14 protein-coding genes and 5 pseudogenes are annotated in these 17,227 nt (G+C 73.6%); 17 read left to right on the forward strand and 2 right to left on the reverse strand.

Annotated features, from left to right (window positions below):
- Positions 1 to 193, reverse strand: a 193-nt coding sequence (locus tag BJF79_RS12115; RefSeq protein ID WP_143219862.1) for a hypothetical protein, incomplete at its 3' end; no start/stop codon positions are given.
- Positions 194 to 296: 103 nt separating this feature from the next.
- On the opposite strand from BJF79_RS12115, the gene BJF79_RS12120 reads away from it, so the two are divergent.
- The 17 genes and pseudogenes from BJF79_RS12120 to pheT all read left to right on the forward strand — a co-directional run bounded on the left by BJF79_RS12120 (position 297) and on the right by pheT (position 16,777).
- Positions 297 to 1,796 carry a replication-associated recombination protein A gene (locus BJF79_RS12120; protein WP_075897137.1) on the forward strand — a complete coding sequence of 500 codons (1,500 nt, stop codon included), beginning with the start codon at positions 297 to 299 and terminating at the stop codon, positions 1,794 to 1,796.
- A 214-nt stretch (positions 1,797 to 2,010) separates the two neighbouring features.
- Positions 2,011 to 2,442: a DUF948 domain-containing protein gene (locus tag BJF79_RS12125; RefSeq protein ID WP_075897139.1), complete on the forward strand. Its 432-nt coding sequence runs from the start codon at positions 2,011 to 2,013 to the stop codon at positions 2,440 to 2,442.
- A complete protein-coding gene (locus tag BJF79_RS59545) occupies positions 2,439 to 2,594 on the forward strand; it encodes a hypothetical protein (RefSeq protein ID WP_262401901.1) in 156 nt (51 codons plus the stop codon). Before BJF79_RS12125 ends, BJF79_RS59545 begins: the two co-directional genes overlap by 4 nt.
- On the forward strand, positions 2,561 to 2,758 hold the full coding sequence (locus tag BJF79_RS59550; RefSeq protein ID WP_262401902.1) for a hypothetical protein: 198 nt from the start codon (positions 2,561 to 2,563) through the stop codon (positions 2,756 to 2,758). The genes BJF79_RS59545 and BJF79_RS59550 overlap by 34 nt, the downstream gene beginning before the upstream one ends.
- Position 2,759: 1 nt before the next feature.
- Positions 2,760 to 5,425: pseudogene (gene alaS / locus BJF79_RS12135) on the forward strand (alanine--tRNA ligase).
- Positions 5,426 to 5,465: 40 nt separating this feature from the next.
- Positions 5,466 to 5,924 (forward strand): Holliday junction resolvase RuvX, encoded by a 459-nt coding sequence (gene ruvX / locus BJF79_RS12140; RefSeq protein ID WP_075897141.1) that lies wholly within the window; start codon positions 5,466 to 5,468, stop codon positions 5,922 to 5,924.
- Positions 5,925 to 6,192: 268 nt separating this feature from the next.
- A pseudogene (locus BJF79_RS59555) lies at positions 6,193 to 6,303 on the forward strand (hypothetical protein); the annotation flags it as partial.
- A 119-nt stretch (positions 6,304 to 6,422) separates the two neighbouring features.
- Positions 6,423 to 7,073, forward strand: coding sequence for an endolytic transglycosylase MltG (gene mltG, locus BJF79_RS59560; RefSeq protein ID WP_262401904.1), 651 nt, complete (start codon positions 6,423 to 6,425; stop codon positions 7,071 to 7,073).
- 74 nt (positions 7,074 to 7,147) lie between these two features.
- Positions 7,148 to 7,988: pseudogene (locus BJF79_RS12155) on the forward strand (shikimate dehydrogenase).
- A gap of 523 nt (positions 7,989 to 8,511) precedes the next feature.
- Positions 8,512 to 9,024: a translation initiation factor IF-3 gene (infC, locus tag BJF79_RS12160; RefSeq protein ID WP_410050074.1), complete on the forward strand. Its 513-nt coding sequence runs from the start codon at positions 8,512 to 8,514 to the stop codon at positions 9,022 to 9,024.
- Between the two features lie 294 nt (positions 9,025 to 9,318).
- On the forward strand, positions 9,319 to 9,513 hold the full coding sequence (rpmI, locus tag BJF79_RS12165) for a 50S ribosomal protein L35 (RefSeq protein ID WP_026404187.1): 195 nt from the start codon (positions 9,319 to 9,321) through the stop codon (positions 9,511 to 9,513).
- A gap of 70 nt (positions 9,514 to 9,583) precedes the next feature.
- Positions 9,584 to 9,958 (forward strand): 50S ribosomal protein L20, encoded by a 375-nt coding sequence (rplT, locus tag BJF79_RS12170; protein WP_075897149.1) that lies wholly within the window; start codon positions 9,584 to 9,586, stop codon positions 9,956 to 9,958.
- Positions 9,959 to 9,992: 34 nt separating this feature from the next.
- Complete coding sequence (locus BJF79_RS12175; protein ID WP_075897151.1) at positions 9,993 to 10,808, forward strand: TrmH family RNA methyltransferase; 816 nt, start codon at positions 9,993 to 9,995, stop codon at positions 10,806 to 10,808.
- Positions 10,809 to 11,003: 195 nt separating this feature from the next.
- Positions 11,004 to 11,504: an STAS domain-containing protein gene (locus BJF79_RS12180; protein ID WP_262401903.1), complete on the forward strand. Its 501-nt coding sequence runs from the start codon at positions 11,004 to 11,006 to the stop codon at positions 11,502 to 11,504.
- Positions 11,505 to 11,983: 479 nt separating this feature from the next.
- On the forward strand, positions 11,984 to 13,060 hold the full coding sequence (locus BJF79_RS12185; RefSeq protein WP_075897153.1) for an ATP-binding protein: 1,077 nt from the start codon (positions 11,984 to 11,986) through the stop codon (positions 13,058 to 13,060).
- 134 nt (positions 13,061 to 13,194) lie between these two features.
- Positions 13,195 to 14,303, forward strand: a pseudogene (gene pheS / locus BJF79_RS12190) (phenylalanine--tRNA ligase subunit alpha).
- Positions 14,303 to 16,777: pseudogene (pheT, locus tag BJF79_RS12195) on the forward strand (phenylalanine--tRNA ligase subunit beta). Before pheS ends, pheT begins: the two co-directional pseudogenes overlap by 1 nt.
- 175 nt (positions 16,778 to 16,952) lie before the next feature.
- On the opposite strand, the gene BJF79_RS12200 reads toward pheT, so the two are convergent.
- A partial coding sequence (locus BJF79_RS12200; RefSeq protein WP_143219863.1) for a response regulator transcription factor occupies positions 16,953 to 17,227 on the reverse strand: 275 nt, incomplete at its 5' end.

Raw genomic sequence — 17,227 nt, forward strand, 5'->3', positions numbered from 1 at the left:
GACGCGGGGCCGCCGGGCGCCTCGGCGGCCGCGACGGCGCGCGGACCGCGTGCTCGGTACAGATCCGCGTCGGCGGCGCGTGCCCGAGCCCGTAGCCGGCCACCAGCCCGGCCACGACGAACACGGCGACGAGCAGGCCCGCGAGCCCGCTCCACCTGTTCGGCCGCACCGGGGCCGTCTTCGACTCGGTCACTTTTCGCTCTCTCCTCCGGGCCGGTTCAACGCGCCCGCGGGGCCCGCGGTTCCCGGATCCGTGGGCGGATCGGCGTGTCCCCCGGGAGAGATAATGTCGGAGGGTGACCAGCAGGGCGGAATCGGGCCAAGCGGAAAGCCTGTTCGACGATCCGGCGATCACGGGCGGCGCCCGCGACGACACGTCCGGTGACGCGGGCCGGACGTCCGGCACGTTCCGGACGCCCGGTGCGTCCGGTGCGTCCGCGGGGACGGGCGCGCAGCCGCTCGCCGTCCGGATGCGGCCGCGCGGGCTCGACGAGGTCGTCGGGCAGGGGCATCTGCTCGGCCCCGGCACCCCGATCCGGCAGCTCGTCGACCGGGACGCCCCGATGTCGCTCGTCCTGTGGGGCCCGCCGGGCACCGGCAAGACGACGCTCGCCACGGTCGTCAGCCACGTCACCTCCCGCCGCTTCGTGGAGGTCTCCGCCGTCAGCGACGGCGTCAAGCGGGTCCGCGCCGAGATCGACCTGGCGCGCCGCGAGCTGGGCATGACCGGACGGCAGACCGTCCTGTTCGTCGACGAGGTGCACCGGTTCAACAAGGCCCAGCAGGACGCGCTGCTCCCCGCCGTGGAGAACCGGTGGGTGTCGTTCATCGGCGCCACCACCGAGAACCCGTTCTTCTCGGTGATCAGCCCGCTGCTGTCGCGGTCGCTGCTGCTCACCCTGGAGCCGCTCGGCGACGACGCGCTGCGCGAGGTGGTCGCGCGGGCGATCGCCGAGGAGCGCGGGCTCGGCGGCGCCGTCCGGCTCGACCCCGCCGCCGAGGACCACCTCGTCCGGCTGGCGGGCGGCGACGCGCGCCGCGCCCTCACCTACTTGGAGGCCGCCGCGCTCGTCGTGGACCGGGGCACGGACCAGGACACGGAGCCCGACGCCGATGCTGACACCGATGCCGATGCCGCCGAGGACGTCCCGCTGATCGACCCCGACGTGCTGGAGCGCGCCGTCGACCGCGCGGCCGTCCGCTACGACCGCGAGGGCGACCAGCACTACGACGTCATCAGCGCGTTCATCAAGAGCATCCGCGGCAGCGACGTGGACGCCGCGCTGCACTACCTCGCCCGGATGATCGAAGCCGGGGAGGACCCCCGCTTCATCGCCCGGCGGCTGATCGTGCACGCCAGCGAGGACGTCGGGATGGCCGACCCGACCGCGCTGCCGACGGCGGTGGCCGCGGCGCAGGCCGTCGAGTTCGTCGGGCTGCCCGAGGCACGGATCAACCTCGCGCAGGCGGTGATCCATCTCTCCCTCGCCCCCAAGTCCAACGCGGTGATCAGCGCGGTGGACGGGGCGCTCGGCGACGTCCGCAAGGGGCTCGCCGGTCCCGTCCCCGGGCATCTGCGCGACGCCCACTACAAGGGCGCCGCCAAGATCGGGCACGGCGAAGGCTACAAGTACGCCCACGACCACCCCGGCGGCGTCGTCCGGCAGCAGTACGCGCCGGACGCGGTGCACGGGCGGGAGTACTATCGCCCGACCCGGCACGGCGCCGAGTCCCGCTTCACCGAGGTCCTCGCGCGGATCCGCTCGGTGCTGCGGGGGAGCGGCGAGCGGCGGTGACGGCGGCGGAAGCGGCGGGGAAAGCGGCGCCGAGGGCGATGCTCCCGGCATCGGCGCCCGATCCCGTTAATCTTGACCGGGATGCCCCGGGTGCGGGGTCCGCGCCGCGGGGGGCCGGACCGTACGGCCCGGTAGGGTCGGTCGGCATGCCGGCCGGCGCGGGCCGGCGCGAAGCCCGGCCCCGGGCGGAACACACAGCGAACGGAAAGCCCTGATGCTCACTGGTGGACAGGTTGCCGGCCTCATCGTGGCCGTGTTCTGGGCGGTGCTCGTCGCGTTCGTCGCGCTCACGCTGCTGAAGCTCGCACGGCTCCTCGACGAGGCCGGCAAGGTCGTCCGCGACATCGGCGAGCAGGCCGGCCCGCTGCTGGACGACATGACGCGGACGGTCAAGCGGGCCGACGAGCAGCTCGGCCGCACCGACGTCATCACCAAGCAGGTCGCGGGCGTCACGCAGAACGTCTCGGCCGTCACCACCGTCATGACGTCGGTGGTGGGCGGCCCGCTGGTGAAGGCCGCCGCGTTCTCCTACGGGGTCCGCAAGGCCATCGGCAACCGCGAGGGCGAGTCCCGGCCCGCCGACTCCGGCCGGCCGCGGCTGGAATCGGGCCGCCCGGCCCGCAAACCCGGAAGGGGGCGCCGGTGAAACGGCTGTTCTGGCTCTCGGTGGGCGCCGGGGCCGGCGTCTACGCCACGCACCGCGTCAAGCGCCGCGTCGAGCGGTTCGCGCGCTCGCTGACGCCCGAGAGCGTCGCGGCGCGCGCGTGGCCGGCGGGCAGGGCGCGGGCGAGCGGCTGAAACTGTTCGCTGCGGACGTCCGCAGCGAGATGCAGGCCCGCGAGGAGGAGCTGCGCGAGGCCGTCCGGATGGACCAGGCCCCGCCCGAGCAGGACGGCGCCCGGCCCCACCGGGTGCTGCGCGGGCGTTACACGATCATCGATGACGACAAGGATGGCCACTGATATGGAGTCGGCAGAGGTCGCACGCCGCTTCCTCGAGTTCTTCGAAGAGCGCGGGCACACGGTGGTTCCGTCGGCGAGCCTGGTCGCCGAGGACCCGACGCTGTTGCTGGTCAACGCCGGCATGGTCCCCTTCAAGCCGTACTTCCTCGGCCAGCGGACGCCGCCCTCGCAGCGGATGACCAGCGCCCAGAAGTGCGTGCGGACCCCCGATATCGAGGAGGTCGGCAAGACCACCCGGCACGCCACGTTCTTCCAGATGCTGGGGAACTTCTCCATCGGGGACTACTTCAAGGAGCAGGCGATCCCGTTCGCCTGGGAGCTGCTGACCCGCTCCCGCGACGACGGCGGGTTCGGGTTCCCCGAAGAGAAGCTGTGGGTGACCGTCTTCGAGAACGACGACGAGGCCCGCGACATCTGGCACAACAAGGTCGGCGTCCCCCTCGACCGCATCCAGAAGCGCGGCATGGAGGACAACTTCTGGTCGATGGGCGTGCCCGGCCCCTGCGGGCCCTGCTCGGAGATCTACTACGACCGCGGCGCCGAGTACGGCCGCGAGGGCGGCCCGGTCGTCGACGAGGACCGCTACCTCGAAGTGTGGAACCTCGTGTTCATGCAGTTCGAGCGGGGCCCGGGGGAGAGCAAGACCGACTTCCCGATCCTCGGCGACCTGCCCGCCAAGAACATCGACACCGGCATGGGCCTGGAGCGCATGGCGGCGATCCTGCAGGGCGTCGACAACATCTACGAGACCGACACGCTGTGGCGCGTCTGGACCGTGCCGCCGGGCTGACCGGCGCCCGCTACGGCCGCGACCACCGCGCGGACGTGTCGCTGCGCGTCATCGCCGACCACGTCCGCAGCGGCACCATGATGGTCGCCGACGGCATCCGCCCCGGCAACGAGGGCCGCGGCTACGTGCTGCGCCGCATTCTGCGCCGCTCCATCCGCAACCTGCGGCTGCTCGGCGGCCAGGACGCCGGGCTGATGCACGAGCTGACCGCCGTCGCCGTCGCCGCGATGGGCGAGCAGTACCCCGAGCTGGTCCGCACCGCCGCGAACATCCACGCCGTCATCGACGCCGAGGAGGAGTCCTTCCTCCAGACGCTGCGCACCGGCACGGCGATCTTCGACACCGCGGTCGCCGAGACCAAGGGCTCCGGACGGTCCGCGCTGGCCGGCGACCAGGCGTTCAAGCTGCACGACACCTACGGCTTTCCCATCGACCTCACCCTGGAGATGGCCGCCGAGCAGGGCCTGCAGGTGGACGAGACGGGCTTCCGGCGGCTCATGCAGGAGCAGCGGGACCGCGCCAAGAAGGACGCCCGCGACAAGAAGACCGGCAACCTCGACGTCTCCGTCCTCGACTCGCTGCTCACCGGCGCGGGCGGGCGGGTCGACTTCACCGGCTACACCGACGTGACCGGCGAGGCCCGCCTGGTGGGGCTGCTGATCAACGGCGCCAGCGCGCAGGCCGCCGGGGAGGGCGCGGAGGTCGAGGTCGTCCTCGACCGCACCCCCTTCTACGCCGAGGGCGGCGGCCAGCTCGCCGACCACGGCGTGATCCGGTTCGCAACGGCGCCGTCGTCGAGATCGACGACGTCCAGTCGCCGCTGCCGGGACTGATCGTGCACCGCGGCCGCGTCCGCGCCGGCGAGGCGCAGGTCGGCGACTCCGCGTACGCCGAGATCGACATCGAGCGGCGCCGCGCGATCTCCCGCTCGCACAGCGCGACCCACATGGTGCACGCCGGGTTCCGCCGGGCGCTCGGCGAGTCCGCCGCGCAGGCCGGGTCGGAGAACTCGCCCGGCCGGTTCCGGTTCGACTTCACCGCCACCGGCGCCGTCCCGGAGAGCGTGCTGCGCGACGTCGAGGACGAGGTCAACGAGGTTCTGGTCGGCGACCACGACGTCCGCGCCTTCCACACCTCGATCGACGAGCGCGCGCCATGGGCGCCCTCGCCCTGTTCGGCGAGAAGTACGGCGACGAGGTACGCGTCGTCGAGATCGGCGAGTACTCCCGCGAGCTGTGCGGCGGCACGCACGTCGCCCGCTCCGGTCAGCTCGGCCTGGTCAAGGTGCTCGGCGAGTCGTCGATCGGCGCCGGTGTCCGCCGCGTCGAGGCCCTCGTCGGCATCGACGCCTTCCGCTTCCTCGCCCGCGAGAACGTCCTGGTCGCGCAGCTCGCCGAGCAGCTCAAAACCCGCAAGGAGGAACTGCCCGAGCGGATCTCCGGCATCGTGTCCCGGCTGCGGGACGCCGAGAAGGAACTCGACCGGCTGCGCGCCGCGCAGGTGCTGCAGATCGCCGGGTCCCTCGCCGAGGGCGCCCGCGACCTCGGCGGCGTCGCGTTCGCCGCGCACCGCGCGCCCGACGGCACCGGCGCCGACGACCTGCGCAAGCTCGCCGTCGACGTGCGGGGCCGGCTCGCCGCCCGGCCGGCCGTGGTGATGATCGCGGGCGTCCCCAAGGACCGCCCGGTCGTGGTCGTCGCGGTCACCGAGGGCGCCCGCGGGCGCGGCCTGAAGGCCGGCGCGCTCGTCGGGCTGGCCGCCAAGGCGCTCGGCGGCGGCGGGGGCGGCAAGGACGACCTCGCCCAGGGCGGCGGCGCCGACCCATCGCCGTGGACGCCGCGATCGGCGCGGTCGAACGAGCCGTAGGGGCCGCGTGAGCCCCGCAGCCGGGGGTAAGGGGCCCTGGGGGGCCGGACGGTGAGGCAGGGTGTGCGTCTCGCCGTCGACGTCGGCAGCGTCCGCGTGGGCGTCGCGCGCTGCGATCCCGGCGGCGTTCTCGCCTCCCCGCTGGAGACCGTCAAGAGCGGGAAGGGGGACGTCGACCGGCTCATGAAGCTCGCCGCGGAGCACGAGGCGATCGAGGTCGTCGTCGGGCTGCCCACCACGCTGTCGGGCCGGGAGGGCCCGGCGGCGGAGGCGGCGCGCGCCTTCGCGCGGCGCCTCGCCGGGCGGCTGCCCGAGGGAACGGTGCGGCTTTACGACGAGCGCCTCACCACCGTGACGGCGGAAAGCGGCCTGCGCGCCGGGGGCGTGCGCGGCCGGGACCGCCGCCGGGTCGTCGATCAGGCGGCGGCCGCGGTGCTGCTCCAGGCGGCACTTGACGCGGAACGGTTGACTGGGCGACCCCCAGGCGAGATCGTCCGGGGAAGCTCATGAACGATTTGGATCTTTTCTCAGAACCCCAGGGCGGCCGGCAGGGCGGCCCCGGGGGGCGCCGCGATCAGCGGCGCCGGCGCAAACAGCAGAAACGCCGCCGCCGCAACGGCCGCGCGGCGGTGTTCTTCGCGCTGGCGTTCCTCGTGGCGATCTTCGGAACCGCGGGCGTGCTCGGGTTCGCGATGCTCGACAACCGGCTCAACCCGCCGGACTACGACGCGCCGGAACCGGGAGCGTCACGGTCCAGGTCAAGGACGGCGCCGGCGGCATGGCGATCGCGGCGACGCTCGAGGAGCACGACGTCGTCAAGAGCGCCCGCGCGTTCGTGAAGGTCTGGAACGCGGAGACGCGTTCGTCCAGCGTCCAGCCGGGCTTCTACCAGATGCACACGAAGATGTCGTCGAAGGCCGCCATGGCGATGCTGCTGGATCCCAAGTCCCGCGCGGCAACCAGATCACCATCCCCGAGGGACGGCGCGCCACCGAGACGTACAAGCTGCTGTCGGACAAGACGGGCATCCCCATCGAGGACTTCGCGGCGGCCGCGAAGGACACCGGTGACCTCGGGCTGCCGGAATACGCGGGCGGCAAGGTGGAGGGCTACCTCTTCCCCGGCCGCTACAACCTCGATCCCAACGGCTCGGCGAGCGACATCCTCAAACAGATGGTGGCGCGGTTCGTCCAGTACGCGGAATCCAGCGGGCTGGAGAGCAAGGCCGAGGAGGCCGACCTGGAGCCGGCGAAGGTGATCACGCTGGCGAGCCTCGTGCAGGCCGAGGGCGGCAAGCCCTCCGATCTGCCCAAGATCTCCCGGGTGATCTACAACCGGATCAACATCGGGATGAAGCTGCAGTTCGACACGACCCTGCTGTACGCGCTCGGCGAGCGGCGGCTCGCGGTGACGGTGGCGGACACGAAGATCGACCACCCGTACAACACCTACCAGCACGCGGGGCTGACGCCCGGGCCGATCAGCAACCCGGGCGAGGACGCGATCGAGGCGGCGCTGGACCCCGAGGACGGGAAGTGGCTCTACTTCGTCGCCACCGACCCCACCAACAAGGTCACCAAGTTCGCCGAGACCTACGAGGAACACGCGAAGAACGAGCGGGAGTTCGAGGAGTGGCTGGCCAAGCAGGGCGGCAACTGAGCTGATCCCGGCAGCACCACCGAGGGCCGCCCGGCGGGACCGCCGGGCGGCCCCGTTCTCGTGAAGGAGGAAATGTGGGCGACAACGGCCGCACCGGCCGCCGCGCGGCCGTGCTAGGTTCCCCGATCGCGCACTCGCTGTCCCCGGTGCTGCACCGGGCCGCGTACGCGGCGATGGGACTGGACGCCGCCTGGACGTACGACGCCGTCGAGTGCGGCGAGCGGGACCTGGCCGGATTCCTGGACGGGCTCGGCCCCGAATGGGCCGGGCTGTCGCTGACCATGCCGCTCAAACGCGTCGCGCTCGACCTCGCCGACTCGGTGACCGACCTCGCCGCCGGGGTCGGCGGCGCCAACACGCTCGTCCTGCGGGACGGACGCCGGCACGCCGACAACACCGACGTGCACGGCATCGTCGCCGCGCTCACCGAGGCGGGGATCGCCGCGCCGGTGTCCGCCGTCGTGCTGGGGGGCGGCGCCACTGCGCGTCCGCGCTCGCCGCGATGGCCCCGCTCGGCGCGGCCGAGGCCGTCGTGGCCGTCCGGACGCCCGAACGCGCCGCCGGGACGGCCGCGGTGGGGAGCGGTTCGGCCTCGCGGTCAAGGTCGTCACGCTCGACCGCGTCCGCGACCACCTCCCGGCGGAGCTGGTGGTGTCGACGCTGCCCGGACGCGCCGCCGACGCGTTCGCCGGACCCGTCGCGGCGTCCGGCGCGGCCCTGTTCGACGTCGTCTACGCGCCGTGGCCCACCGCCCTCGCCGCGGCCGTCGAACGGGCGGGCGGGACGGTCGTCGGGGGCTTCCCGATGCTGCTGCACCAGGCCGTCCGGCAGGTGACGCTGATGACCGGCCGTGCCGACGTCCCCGTGGAGGCGATGCGCGCCGCCGGGGAGGCCGAACTGGCCCGCCGCGGCTGACCGGCCGTCCGTCCGGCTTCGGGACGGACCGTGCCGGGTGCGGCGCATCGCGGGAATGCCGGGAGGCTCCCGCCGGTTGACCCACATGACGCCGGTGACCGGCGTACCTCACTCGACGCTCGGCTCGTCCGGCGCGTCCGCCGTCGGCGCGGCGGAGGCGGCGGCGATGCGACGGCCGGAGCGTGCTCCGGGACGCCCCCGATGGTGGTAGTCTTGGTGGCCGACCGGCCCTGTGCGCGCGACCCGACCAAGTCGCACGCGCCGGGCGCTCAAGCGGAGGCCATCTCCCACCTGACCGGCCGGAAGGCCGGTGGGTAACGGTCCGGCGATCGGACGCGACGCGTCCGGTGCGCCGTCGTCCCCGGGCGGCAGTCCGTCGCGGGGAGACCGAAGGTGGCCCCGTATGCGAGTCGTGCGGGGCTTTTCTCGTGGGAAGCCTCGGGGTACGACCGGTCCCAGAACTTGAGAACGGCCCCAAGGAGGTCCCATCAGCGCCGAACCGCGTATCAACGACCGCATTCGCGTGCCCGAGGTCCGGCTCGTCGGCCCGAACGGCGAACAGGTGGGCATCGTGCCCATCGCCAAGGCCCTTGAACTCGCGCGTGAGTCGGACCTCGACCTCGTCGAGGTGGCGCCCACCGCGCGTCCGCCCGTCGCGAAGCTCATGGACTACGGCAAGTTCAAGTACGAGTCCGCGATGAAGGCCCGTGAAGCGCGGAAGAACCAGGCGCACACGGTCATCAAGGAGATCAAGCTCCGCCCGAAGATCGACCCGCACGACTACGAGACCAAGAAGGGTCACGTGGTGCGGTTCCTGAAGGCCGGGGACAAGGTGAAGGTCACGATCATGTTCCGTGGTCGTGAGCAGTCCCGCCCGGAGCTCGGTCGCCGGCTCCTGCAGCGGCTGGCCGACGACGTCGAGGAGCTCGGCTTCGTCGAGTCGCGACCCAAGCAGGACGGCCGGAATATGATCATGGTGATCGGTCCGCACAAGAAGAAGACCGCCCGCGGACAGGAAGAGGCCGGCACCGCCTGACGGCGAGTCCGGTGCGACGACTGAACGCGGTCTTCGGCCCGGCCCCGGCCGGGCCGCCGCCGGGGAGCCCGGGGACGGTCTCCCCGGGAAGAACCGGCCCGGGCCTGCCGCCACGGCGGGCCCGAACCGCGGCCTCGCGGTCACGTGAGGCCGTCACGCACGTACATTGACGCCTGACCAGGCGCGTCACACGGGACGCGGGCGCGAGAGCGCCGCCCGCCGCCGCGCGATGCGCCGATCAGGCACGCCTCCGTGCCGCCGCGCGGAGGCCGGAACGAGGGAGACGACGGCGCCATGCCGAAGACGAAGACCCACAGCGGTGCCAAGAAGCGGTTCAAGCTGACCGGCTCCGGCAAGGTGATGCGCCGCCGCGCCAACAAGAACCACCTGCTCGAGCACAAGCCGTCCAAGCGCACCCGCCGCCTCGACGGCCCGGCCGTGGTGGCCGACGCCGACGCCAAGAACATCAAGAAGCTGCTGCGCAAGTAGCACTCGACCGGCAACATCAGCGACCGGCCGGGTCCAGGACGGCCCCGGCCCCCACGAAGGAGTTCAGCACGTGGCACGCGTGAAGCGGGCGGTCAATTCCGCCAAGAAGCGTCGGGTCGTCCTTGAGCGGTCGAGCGGCTACCGCGGCCAGCGGTCGCGCCTGTACCGCAAGGCCAAGGAGCAGCAGCTCCACTCGATGACGTACGCCTTCCGGGACCGCAAGGACCGCAAGGGCCAGTTCCGCCGGCTGTGGATCCAGCGCATCAACGCCGCCGCCCGCGCCAACGGCATCACCTACAACCGGTTCGTCCAGGGCCTGAAGGCCGCGGAGATCGAGGTCGACCGGCGCATGCTGGCCGAGCTGGCCGTCAACGACGCCCCCGCGTTCGCCGCCCTCGTGCAGGTGGCCAAGGACGCCCTCCCCGCAGAAGGGAAGGCCGCCTGAGCCGGCCCGCCGGCGACCAGGCGAAAACAGCGATATGGCGGGCCGCGAGCTGACCTCCCTGCGATCACCACGGGTGAAGTCCGCTCGGCGGCTCGCCAAGCGCGCGTTCCGCCGCCGTGAACGCCGGTTCCTCGCCGAGGGACCGCAGGCGGTACGGGAGGCGCTGCGAATCCCGGGCGGGCTCGCCGAGCTGTACACCACGGCCGAGGCCGAGTCCCGGCACCACGACCTCGTGCTCGCCGCCGAACGCGCCGGCGCGCCGGTGCTGCGGGTGAGCGGCGAGGTCATGGCCGAACTCGCCCAGACCGTCACCCCCCAGGGGCTGCTCGCGGTCTGCGAGTTCGTCGACGTTCCCCTCGGCGACGCCCTGGCGGGCCGCCCGCCGCTGGTGACCGTGCTCGCGCACGTCCGCGACCCCGGCAACGCCGGGACGGTCCTGCGCACCGCCGACGCGGCCGGATCCGACTCGGTCGTCTTCACCGACGCGTCCGTCGACCCCTACAACGGCAAGTGCGTGCGCGCCTCCGCGGGCAGCCTGTTCCACCTGCCGGTCGTGGTCGGCCCCCGGTTCGACGAGCTGATCCCCGAGCTGAAGAACGCGGGCCTGACCGTCCTGGCCGCCGACGGCGCGGGGGAACGCACCCTCGACGCCGCCATCGACGACGGCGTGCTCGCGCGGCCCACCGCCTGGGTGTTCGGCAACGAGGCGTGGGGGCTGCCCGACGAGATCCTCCAGCACGTCGACGAGGTCGTGCGCGTCCCGATCTACGGCCGCGCCGAGAGCCTCAATCTGGCGACGGCCGCGGCCGTCTGCCTCTACGCGTCCGCCCGCGCGCAACGCGGCGGCTGACCCGGGCGACCGGCCCGGCGACTGCGTTCCGTGGCCGGTTGGCCGCATCAGGTCGCCGAATCGGCCACGAACGGACGCTCCGCCTGGGACAATGGTCGCTTCCGTGGACGCGTGGCGGGGGCCGCCCCGCGCCGGGCCTCGTCCCCAAGTAGGACGAGATGTTGGACCGGCGAGGGAGTTCTAGCGTTCCACCGGATGCCTACTGTGTTGACCAGGGCGGCGACGGAGCCGTGCGAACTGGGGGCGAACGTGATGACCAAGAACGCGGCCGGACGGCCGGGCAGGCCGGGGCCGGAGATCAGGTGCACCGGCACCGCCGTCCTCCCGCCGCCGCGCGACGGCGGCGCACCGCAGGGGCTCCCCGGCCTCGGGATCGACGTCGCCCGCGTGCACGGTGATACCGCGGTCGTCGCGGTGACCGGCGAGATCGACCTGCACACCGCCGACACGCTGCGCGCCCGTCTCGTCGCCCTGCACGCCACCGGCCTGCGGCACCTCGTCGTCGACTTCGGCGGCGTCGCGTTCTGCGACGCGACGGGCCTCGGGTCGCTCGTAGCCGCGCACAACGAGATCTCCGCCGACGGCGGCCGCATCTCCCTCGCCCGCGTCCGCCCCGCCCAGCGCCGCCTGCTCCGCATCACCGGCCTGCACCGCCTCTTCCCGCTCCACAACGACCCCGACGAAGCCTGCGTCTGACCCGCGCCCGGCCGAACCCCACGTCGGTCGAACGCGACCGTCCGGACGGACGCCGTGGCGGCCGATCTCCGCGGGCGGCCGAGCCGCACGCCCGATCGGACGGTTGCGGCCGGACGAAGATCGCGGTGGACGAACGCTGCGGCGATCGAATACCGGGGCCGAACCACCGTGGACGAGCGGCGCGGGGGAGGCCGTCGTGGGTGCTGCTCCCCGCGCCGTCGGGCGATGGTCGGCTGCGGGGGAGTCGGTCGGCCGGTGGTGCGGGGGCGCTATCGCCGGGGTGCGGTCGGGGGCCGTCTCATGGGGCCGCCGAAGGGAGCGTCGTGGCGGCGGTGGCCTCCGGGAAGGCCACAAAAGCCTTGCCTCACGGTCTTTCTCGGGTCCCCGGGGGTGCGGGACTGCCGATAGAGTCGTATCCGACAGGCCGCGTCCCCCTCGGTGTTCTGGAGGCCGCTTTGGGCGGAGAGGAACCCCCGCGCGTGGCCGCGCGCGTGCCTGCGCCCGGCCCCGTCCGCGACCCCGCCGACGACCTGCCCGACGGGCTGCTGGTCGCCGACGGCGCGGCCCGGATCGTGACCTTCAACGCCGCCGCCGAGCGCATGACCGGCATCCCGGCTGCGGAGGCGGTCGGCCGCGACTTCCGTGACGTCCTCCCGCTGCACGACGCCGAGGGCCGCGACTGGTGGAAGTGCCTCGCCCCCTACGAGGGGCTGTCCACCCGCGTCCGGCACCCCGAGCAGACCCTGTTCCGCCCCGGCGGCACAGAACTGCTGGTGACCGCCGCGTACCGGCGGGACGCCGAAGGCCGCGTGGAACGATTCACCGTGTGCCTGCGCGACGCCCAGCAGCGCGCGCGCCGCGAACGCGACCGCGCCGACCTGGTCTCGACCGTCGCCCACGAGCTGCGGTCGCCGCTGACCAGCGTGAAGGGGTTCACCGCGACGCTGCTGGCCAAATGGCACCGGTTCAACGACGACCAGAAGCGCGTCATGCTGGAGACGGTCAACGCCGACGCCGACCGGGTGACACGCCTCATCACCGAGCTGCTCGACGTGTCCCGCATCGAGGCCGGGCGGCTGGAGATGCGCCGCCAGGTCGTCGACCTGGCCGAGGAGACCCGCAAGGTCATCGCCGGCCGGGTCGCGGCCGGGGAACCCGAGGACCGGTTCCGGTTCGAAACCCGCGGCGAGCTGCCCGAGATGTGGCTCGACCCGGACAAGGTCGACCAGATCCTGGGAAATCTCGTGGAAAACGCGGTGCGGCACGGCGCCGGAACGGTCACAATCGTGGTGGAGCCGGACGCGCACAAGGAGGGGGCAGCCGTGTCGGTGCGAGACCAGGGCGAGGGCATCCCGCCCGAGGCCGTCCCGCGCGTCTTCCGGCAGTTCTGGCGCGGTCCCGGCGGCAACCGCCGCGGCGGCACCGGTCTCGGCCTCTACATCGTGAAGGGCCTCGTCGAGGCGCACGGCGGTGTGATCACCGTGCGGCGCGCGCCCGGCGGCGGCGCCGAGTTCCGATTTACCGTGCCCGCAGGGGCCCCCGACTACGCCGTCTGACACCGTCCCGGAGCCGGGCGCGCGACGGAACCGGGGCCCGGCGGGCCGCGCGGCACGCGCACGCTGACCGGAAGCTCACCGCCCGCGCACTAGACTGCGGGCGTCCCACGCCGACCGGAGTCGATCACACAGCCATGTCTGCACCCAATAAGAACTTTGACCCCGTCGAGGTGTCCGCGCTCCAGCCGCAGGAGCTGGAGGCGGCCCGCGACGAGGCCCTCGCCGCCATCGCCGCGGCCGCCGACCTCGACGCCCTCAAGCAGGTACGCCTGGCGCACGCCGGCGGCCGATCCCCGCTGGCCCTCGCCAACCGCGAGATCGGCGCGCTGCCGCCCGCGGCCCGCGCCGACGCCGGCAAGCGCATCGGCGCCGCCCGCGGCGCCGTCGCCAGGCGCTGAAGAAGCGCCAGGCCGAACTCGAGGACGAACGCGACCAGCGCGTCCTCGTCGAGGAGACCGTCGACGTCACCCTGCCCTGGAACCGGGCGCCGCGCGGCGCCCGGCACCCGCTGACCACCATGCAGGAGCGGATGGCGGACGTCTTCGTCTCCATGGGCTTCGAGGTCGCCGAGGGCCCCGAGGTCGAGGCGGAGTGGTTCAACTTCGACGCCCTGAACTTCAAGCCCGACCACCCGGCCCGCACGATGCAGGACACCTTCTTCGTCGAGTCGGAGGAAACCGGGCTGGTGCTGCGCACGCACACGTCCCCGGTGCAGATCCGGTCGCTGCTGTCGCGCGAGCTGCCCGTCTACGTCGTGGCGCCGGGCCGCACGTTCCGTACCGACGAGCTGGACGCCACGCACAGCCCCGTCTTCCACCAGCTGGAGGGCCTCGCCGTCGACGAGGGGCTGACGATGGCGGACCTGCGCGGCGGCATCGAGGCGTTCGTCGCCGGGATGTTCGGCGCGGGCCTGTCGACCCGGTTCCGGCCGTCGTACTTCCCGTTCACCGAGCCGTCCGCCGAGGTGGACATGCAGTGCTTCGTGTGCCGGGGCGCGTCCGCCGAGCCCGGCGGCGACCCGTGCCGCACCTGCGGCTCGGAGGGCTGGATCGAGCTGGGCGGCTGCGGCATGGTCAACCCGCGGGTGCTGACGGCCTGCGGCGTCGACCCGGACCGCTATAGCGGCTGGGCGTTCGGGCTGGGCGTCGAGCGGACGCTGATGTTCCGGCACGGCGTGGAAGACATGTACGACATGGTGGAGGGCGACGTCCGGTTCACCCTCCCGTTCGGGACGGAGATCTGATGCGGGCCCCGCTTTCCTGGGTGCGCGAGCACGTCGCGCTGCCGACCGGCGTGACCGGCCGCGACCTGGCCGAGAAGCTGATCGCCGCGGGCCTGGAGGTCGAGACCGTCGAGCGGGCGGGCGCCGACATCACCGGCCCGCTCGTCGTCGGCGAGGTCCTGGCGATCGAGGAACTGACCGGCTTCAAGAAGCCGATCAGGTTCTGCCAGGTGAACGTCGGGGACGCCAACGGCACCGGCGAGCCGCAGAACATCGTGTGCGGCGCGACGAACTTCGCCGTGGGCGACCGCGTCGTCGTCATCCTGCCGGGCGGCGTGCTGCCCGGCGGGTTCGAGATCGGGTCGCGCAAGACCTACGGCAAGCTGTCCGAGGGCATGATCTGCTCGGTCAGCGAGCTCGGCATCGGCGAGGACCACAGCGGCATCCTGGTGCTGCCCCCGGACGCGCCGGTCGGCGCCGACGCGATCGAGCTGCTGGGGATCCGCGACGACGTCCTCGACATCGCCGTCACGCCCGACCGCGGCTACGCCCTGTCGATCCGCGGCATCGCCCGCGAGGCCGCGACCGCCTACGACGTCCCGTTCACCGACCCCGCCGGGACCGAGCCGCCCGCGGAGCCCGGCGAGTCGTACCCGGCGAGCATCGCCGACCCGACCGCCTGCGACCGGTTCGTCCTGCGCGAGGTCCGCGGTTTCGACCCGGACGCGCGGACGCCCATGTGGATGCGGGTCCGGCTGCACCGCGCCGGGATGCGGCCGGTGTCGCTCGCCGTGGACGTCACCAACTACGTGATGCTCGAACTGGGGCAGCCGCTGCACGCCTTCGACCGGGCCAAGCTCACCGGCCCGATCGTGGTGCGGCGCGCCGCCCCCGGCGAGGCGCTGGAGACCCTCGACCACGTCAAGCGGACGCTCGACCCCGAGGACATCCTCATCACCGACGAGTCCGGACCCATCTCGATGGCGGGCACGATGGGCGGACTGGCCACCGAGATCGACGACCGCTCGTCCGACATGGTGATCGAGGCGGCGCACTTCGACGCGATCGGCATCGCGAAGACGAGCCGCCGCCACCGGCTGCACAGCGAGGCGTCCCACCGGTTCGAGCGCGGCGTCGACCGCGAGCTCCCGCTGCACGCGTCCCACCGGGCGGCGCGGCTGCTCGCCGAGCTGGGCGGCGCCGCGATCGTCCCGGGCGTGACCTGCGCCGTGCGCCCGCCGAGCGGACGACCGTCACGATGGCGGCCGGGTATCCGGGCCGGGTCGCGGGCGTCGCGTACGGGCGCGACGCCGTCGTCCGGCGGCTGGAGCAGGTCGGCTGCACCGTCGAGGGAGCGGACGAGCTGACGGTGACGCCGCCGTCGTGGCGCCCCGACCTCGTCGACCCCAGCGACCTGGCCGAAGAGGTCATCCGGCTGGAGGGGTACGAGAACATTCCGGTCCGGGCGCCCCGCCCGTCCGCCGGGCAGGGCCTGACCGCCGGGCAGCGGCTGCGCCGCCGCGTCGGCCGGGCGCTCGCCGGGGCCGGTCACGTCGAGGTGCTGAACTTCCCGTTCGTCGCCGAGAAGGACTGGGACGCCCTGCAGCTCCCCGCCGACGACGCGCGGCGCCGCGCGCTGCGGCTCGCCAACCCGATGTCGGAGCAGGAGCCGCTGCTGCGCACCACGCTGCTGCCGGGCCTGCTGCGGACGCTCGCGCAGAACGCCGGCCGCGGCTTCGGCGACACCGCCCTGTACGAGCTGGGCGTGGTGTTCCGGCCCGACCCGGCCGCGCCGCGGCCGCGCCGCGTCTCGCCGTGGACCGGGGTCCGACGCGGCGGCGCTCGCGTCCGTGGAGGCCGCGCTGCCCGACCAGCCGCACCGGGTCGCGGTCGTGCTGTCGGGCGAGCGCGAGTCGTCCGGCTGGTGGGGCGCGGGACGTCCGGCGCTGTGGGCCGACGCGATCGAGGCGGCCCGCACGGTCGCCCGCGAGGTCGGCGTGGAGCTGACGGTCGAGGCCGACCGGCACGCGCCGTGGCACCCGGGCCGCTGCGCCGCCCTGTACGCGGGCGACGTGCTCGTCGGCCACGCCGGTGAGCTGCACCCGCGCGTCACAAAGGCGTACGGGCTCCCGGCCCGCACCTGCGCCATGGAACTGGAGCTGCGCCGCCTGGGCGAGCCGGTGACGGTCCGCGCGCCGCACGTGTCGACCTACCCGGTCGCCGTGCAGGACGTGGCGCTGGTCGTGGACGACGCCGTCCCCGCGGCGCACGTGGAGGCGGCGCTGCGCGACGGCGCCGGGGACCTGCTGGAGGCGATCCGGCTGTTCGACGTCTACACCGGCGAGCAGGTCGGGGAGGGCCGCAAGTCGCTGGCCTACTCGCTGCGGTTCCGCGCCCCGGACCGCACTCTCACCGCCGAGGAGGCGTCGGGGGCGCGGGACGCGGCGGTCGCCGCGGCCGCCGACCGCACCGGCGCCGCCCTGCGCGGAGCCTGACCCGTACGGCGTGGACGCGCCCCGGAGCCGCCCGGCTCCGGGGCGCGTCCCGTTCCGGGTGAATGCGGACGAACGTCTCCCCGAGGAACCGACGAAGCATCTTGGGGGACGCGCGGTCGGCCGCACGACGGGCCGAACCGCTTCGGGAGGCGTCGAAGTCGGTGCCGGCCGGCCGTCAGGCGAGGCCGCGATCGCGCGCGGCGGCGACGGCTTCGCCCCGGGACGCGACGCCGAGCTTGGCCAGGATGTTGGAGACGTGCACGCTGGCCGTCTTGGGGGAGATGAACAGCTCCTCGGCGATCCCCCGGTTGGAGCGGCCGCGCGCCAGCAGCCGCAGCACCTGCGACTCGCGTGCGGTGAGCGGGCCCGCGCGCGAACCCGGTGAACCCGGCGGCCCCGCCCGCCGGGCCTGCTCGCCGATCGACCGGGCCAGCGGCGCGGCGCCGAGCG

This window comes from Actinomadura sp. CNU-125, from assembly GCF_001942465.1.
In the GTDB taxonomy this organism is placed as follows: Bacteria; Actinomycetota; Actinomycetes; order Streptosporangiales; family Streptosporangiaceae; genus Spirillospora.

Coding starts and splice junctions, on each gene's coding strand:
- rpmI (WP_026404187.1), top strand. CDS start 9,319: ATGCCGAAGACGAAGACCCACAGCGGTGCCAAGAAGCGGTTCAAGCTG.
- BJF79_RS12175 (WP_075897151.1), top strand. CDS start 9,993: ATGGCGGGCCGCGAGCTGACCTCCCTGCGATCACCACGGGTGAAGTCC.
- BJF79_RS12180 (WP_262401903.1), top strand. CDS start 11,004: ATGCCTACTGTGTTGACCAGGGCGGCGACGGAGCCGTGCGAACTGGGG.
- BJF79_RS12125 (WP_075897139.1), top strand. CDS start 2,011: ATGCTCACTGGTGGACAGGTTGCCGGCCTCATCGTGGCCGTGTTCTGG.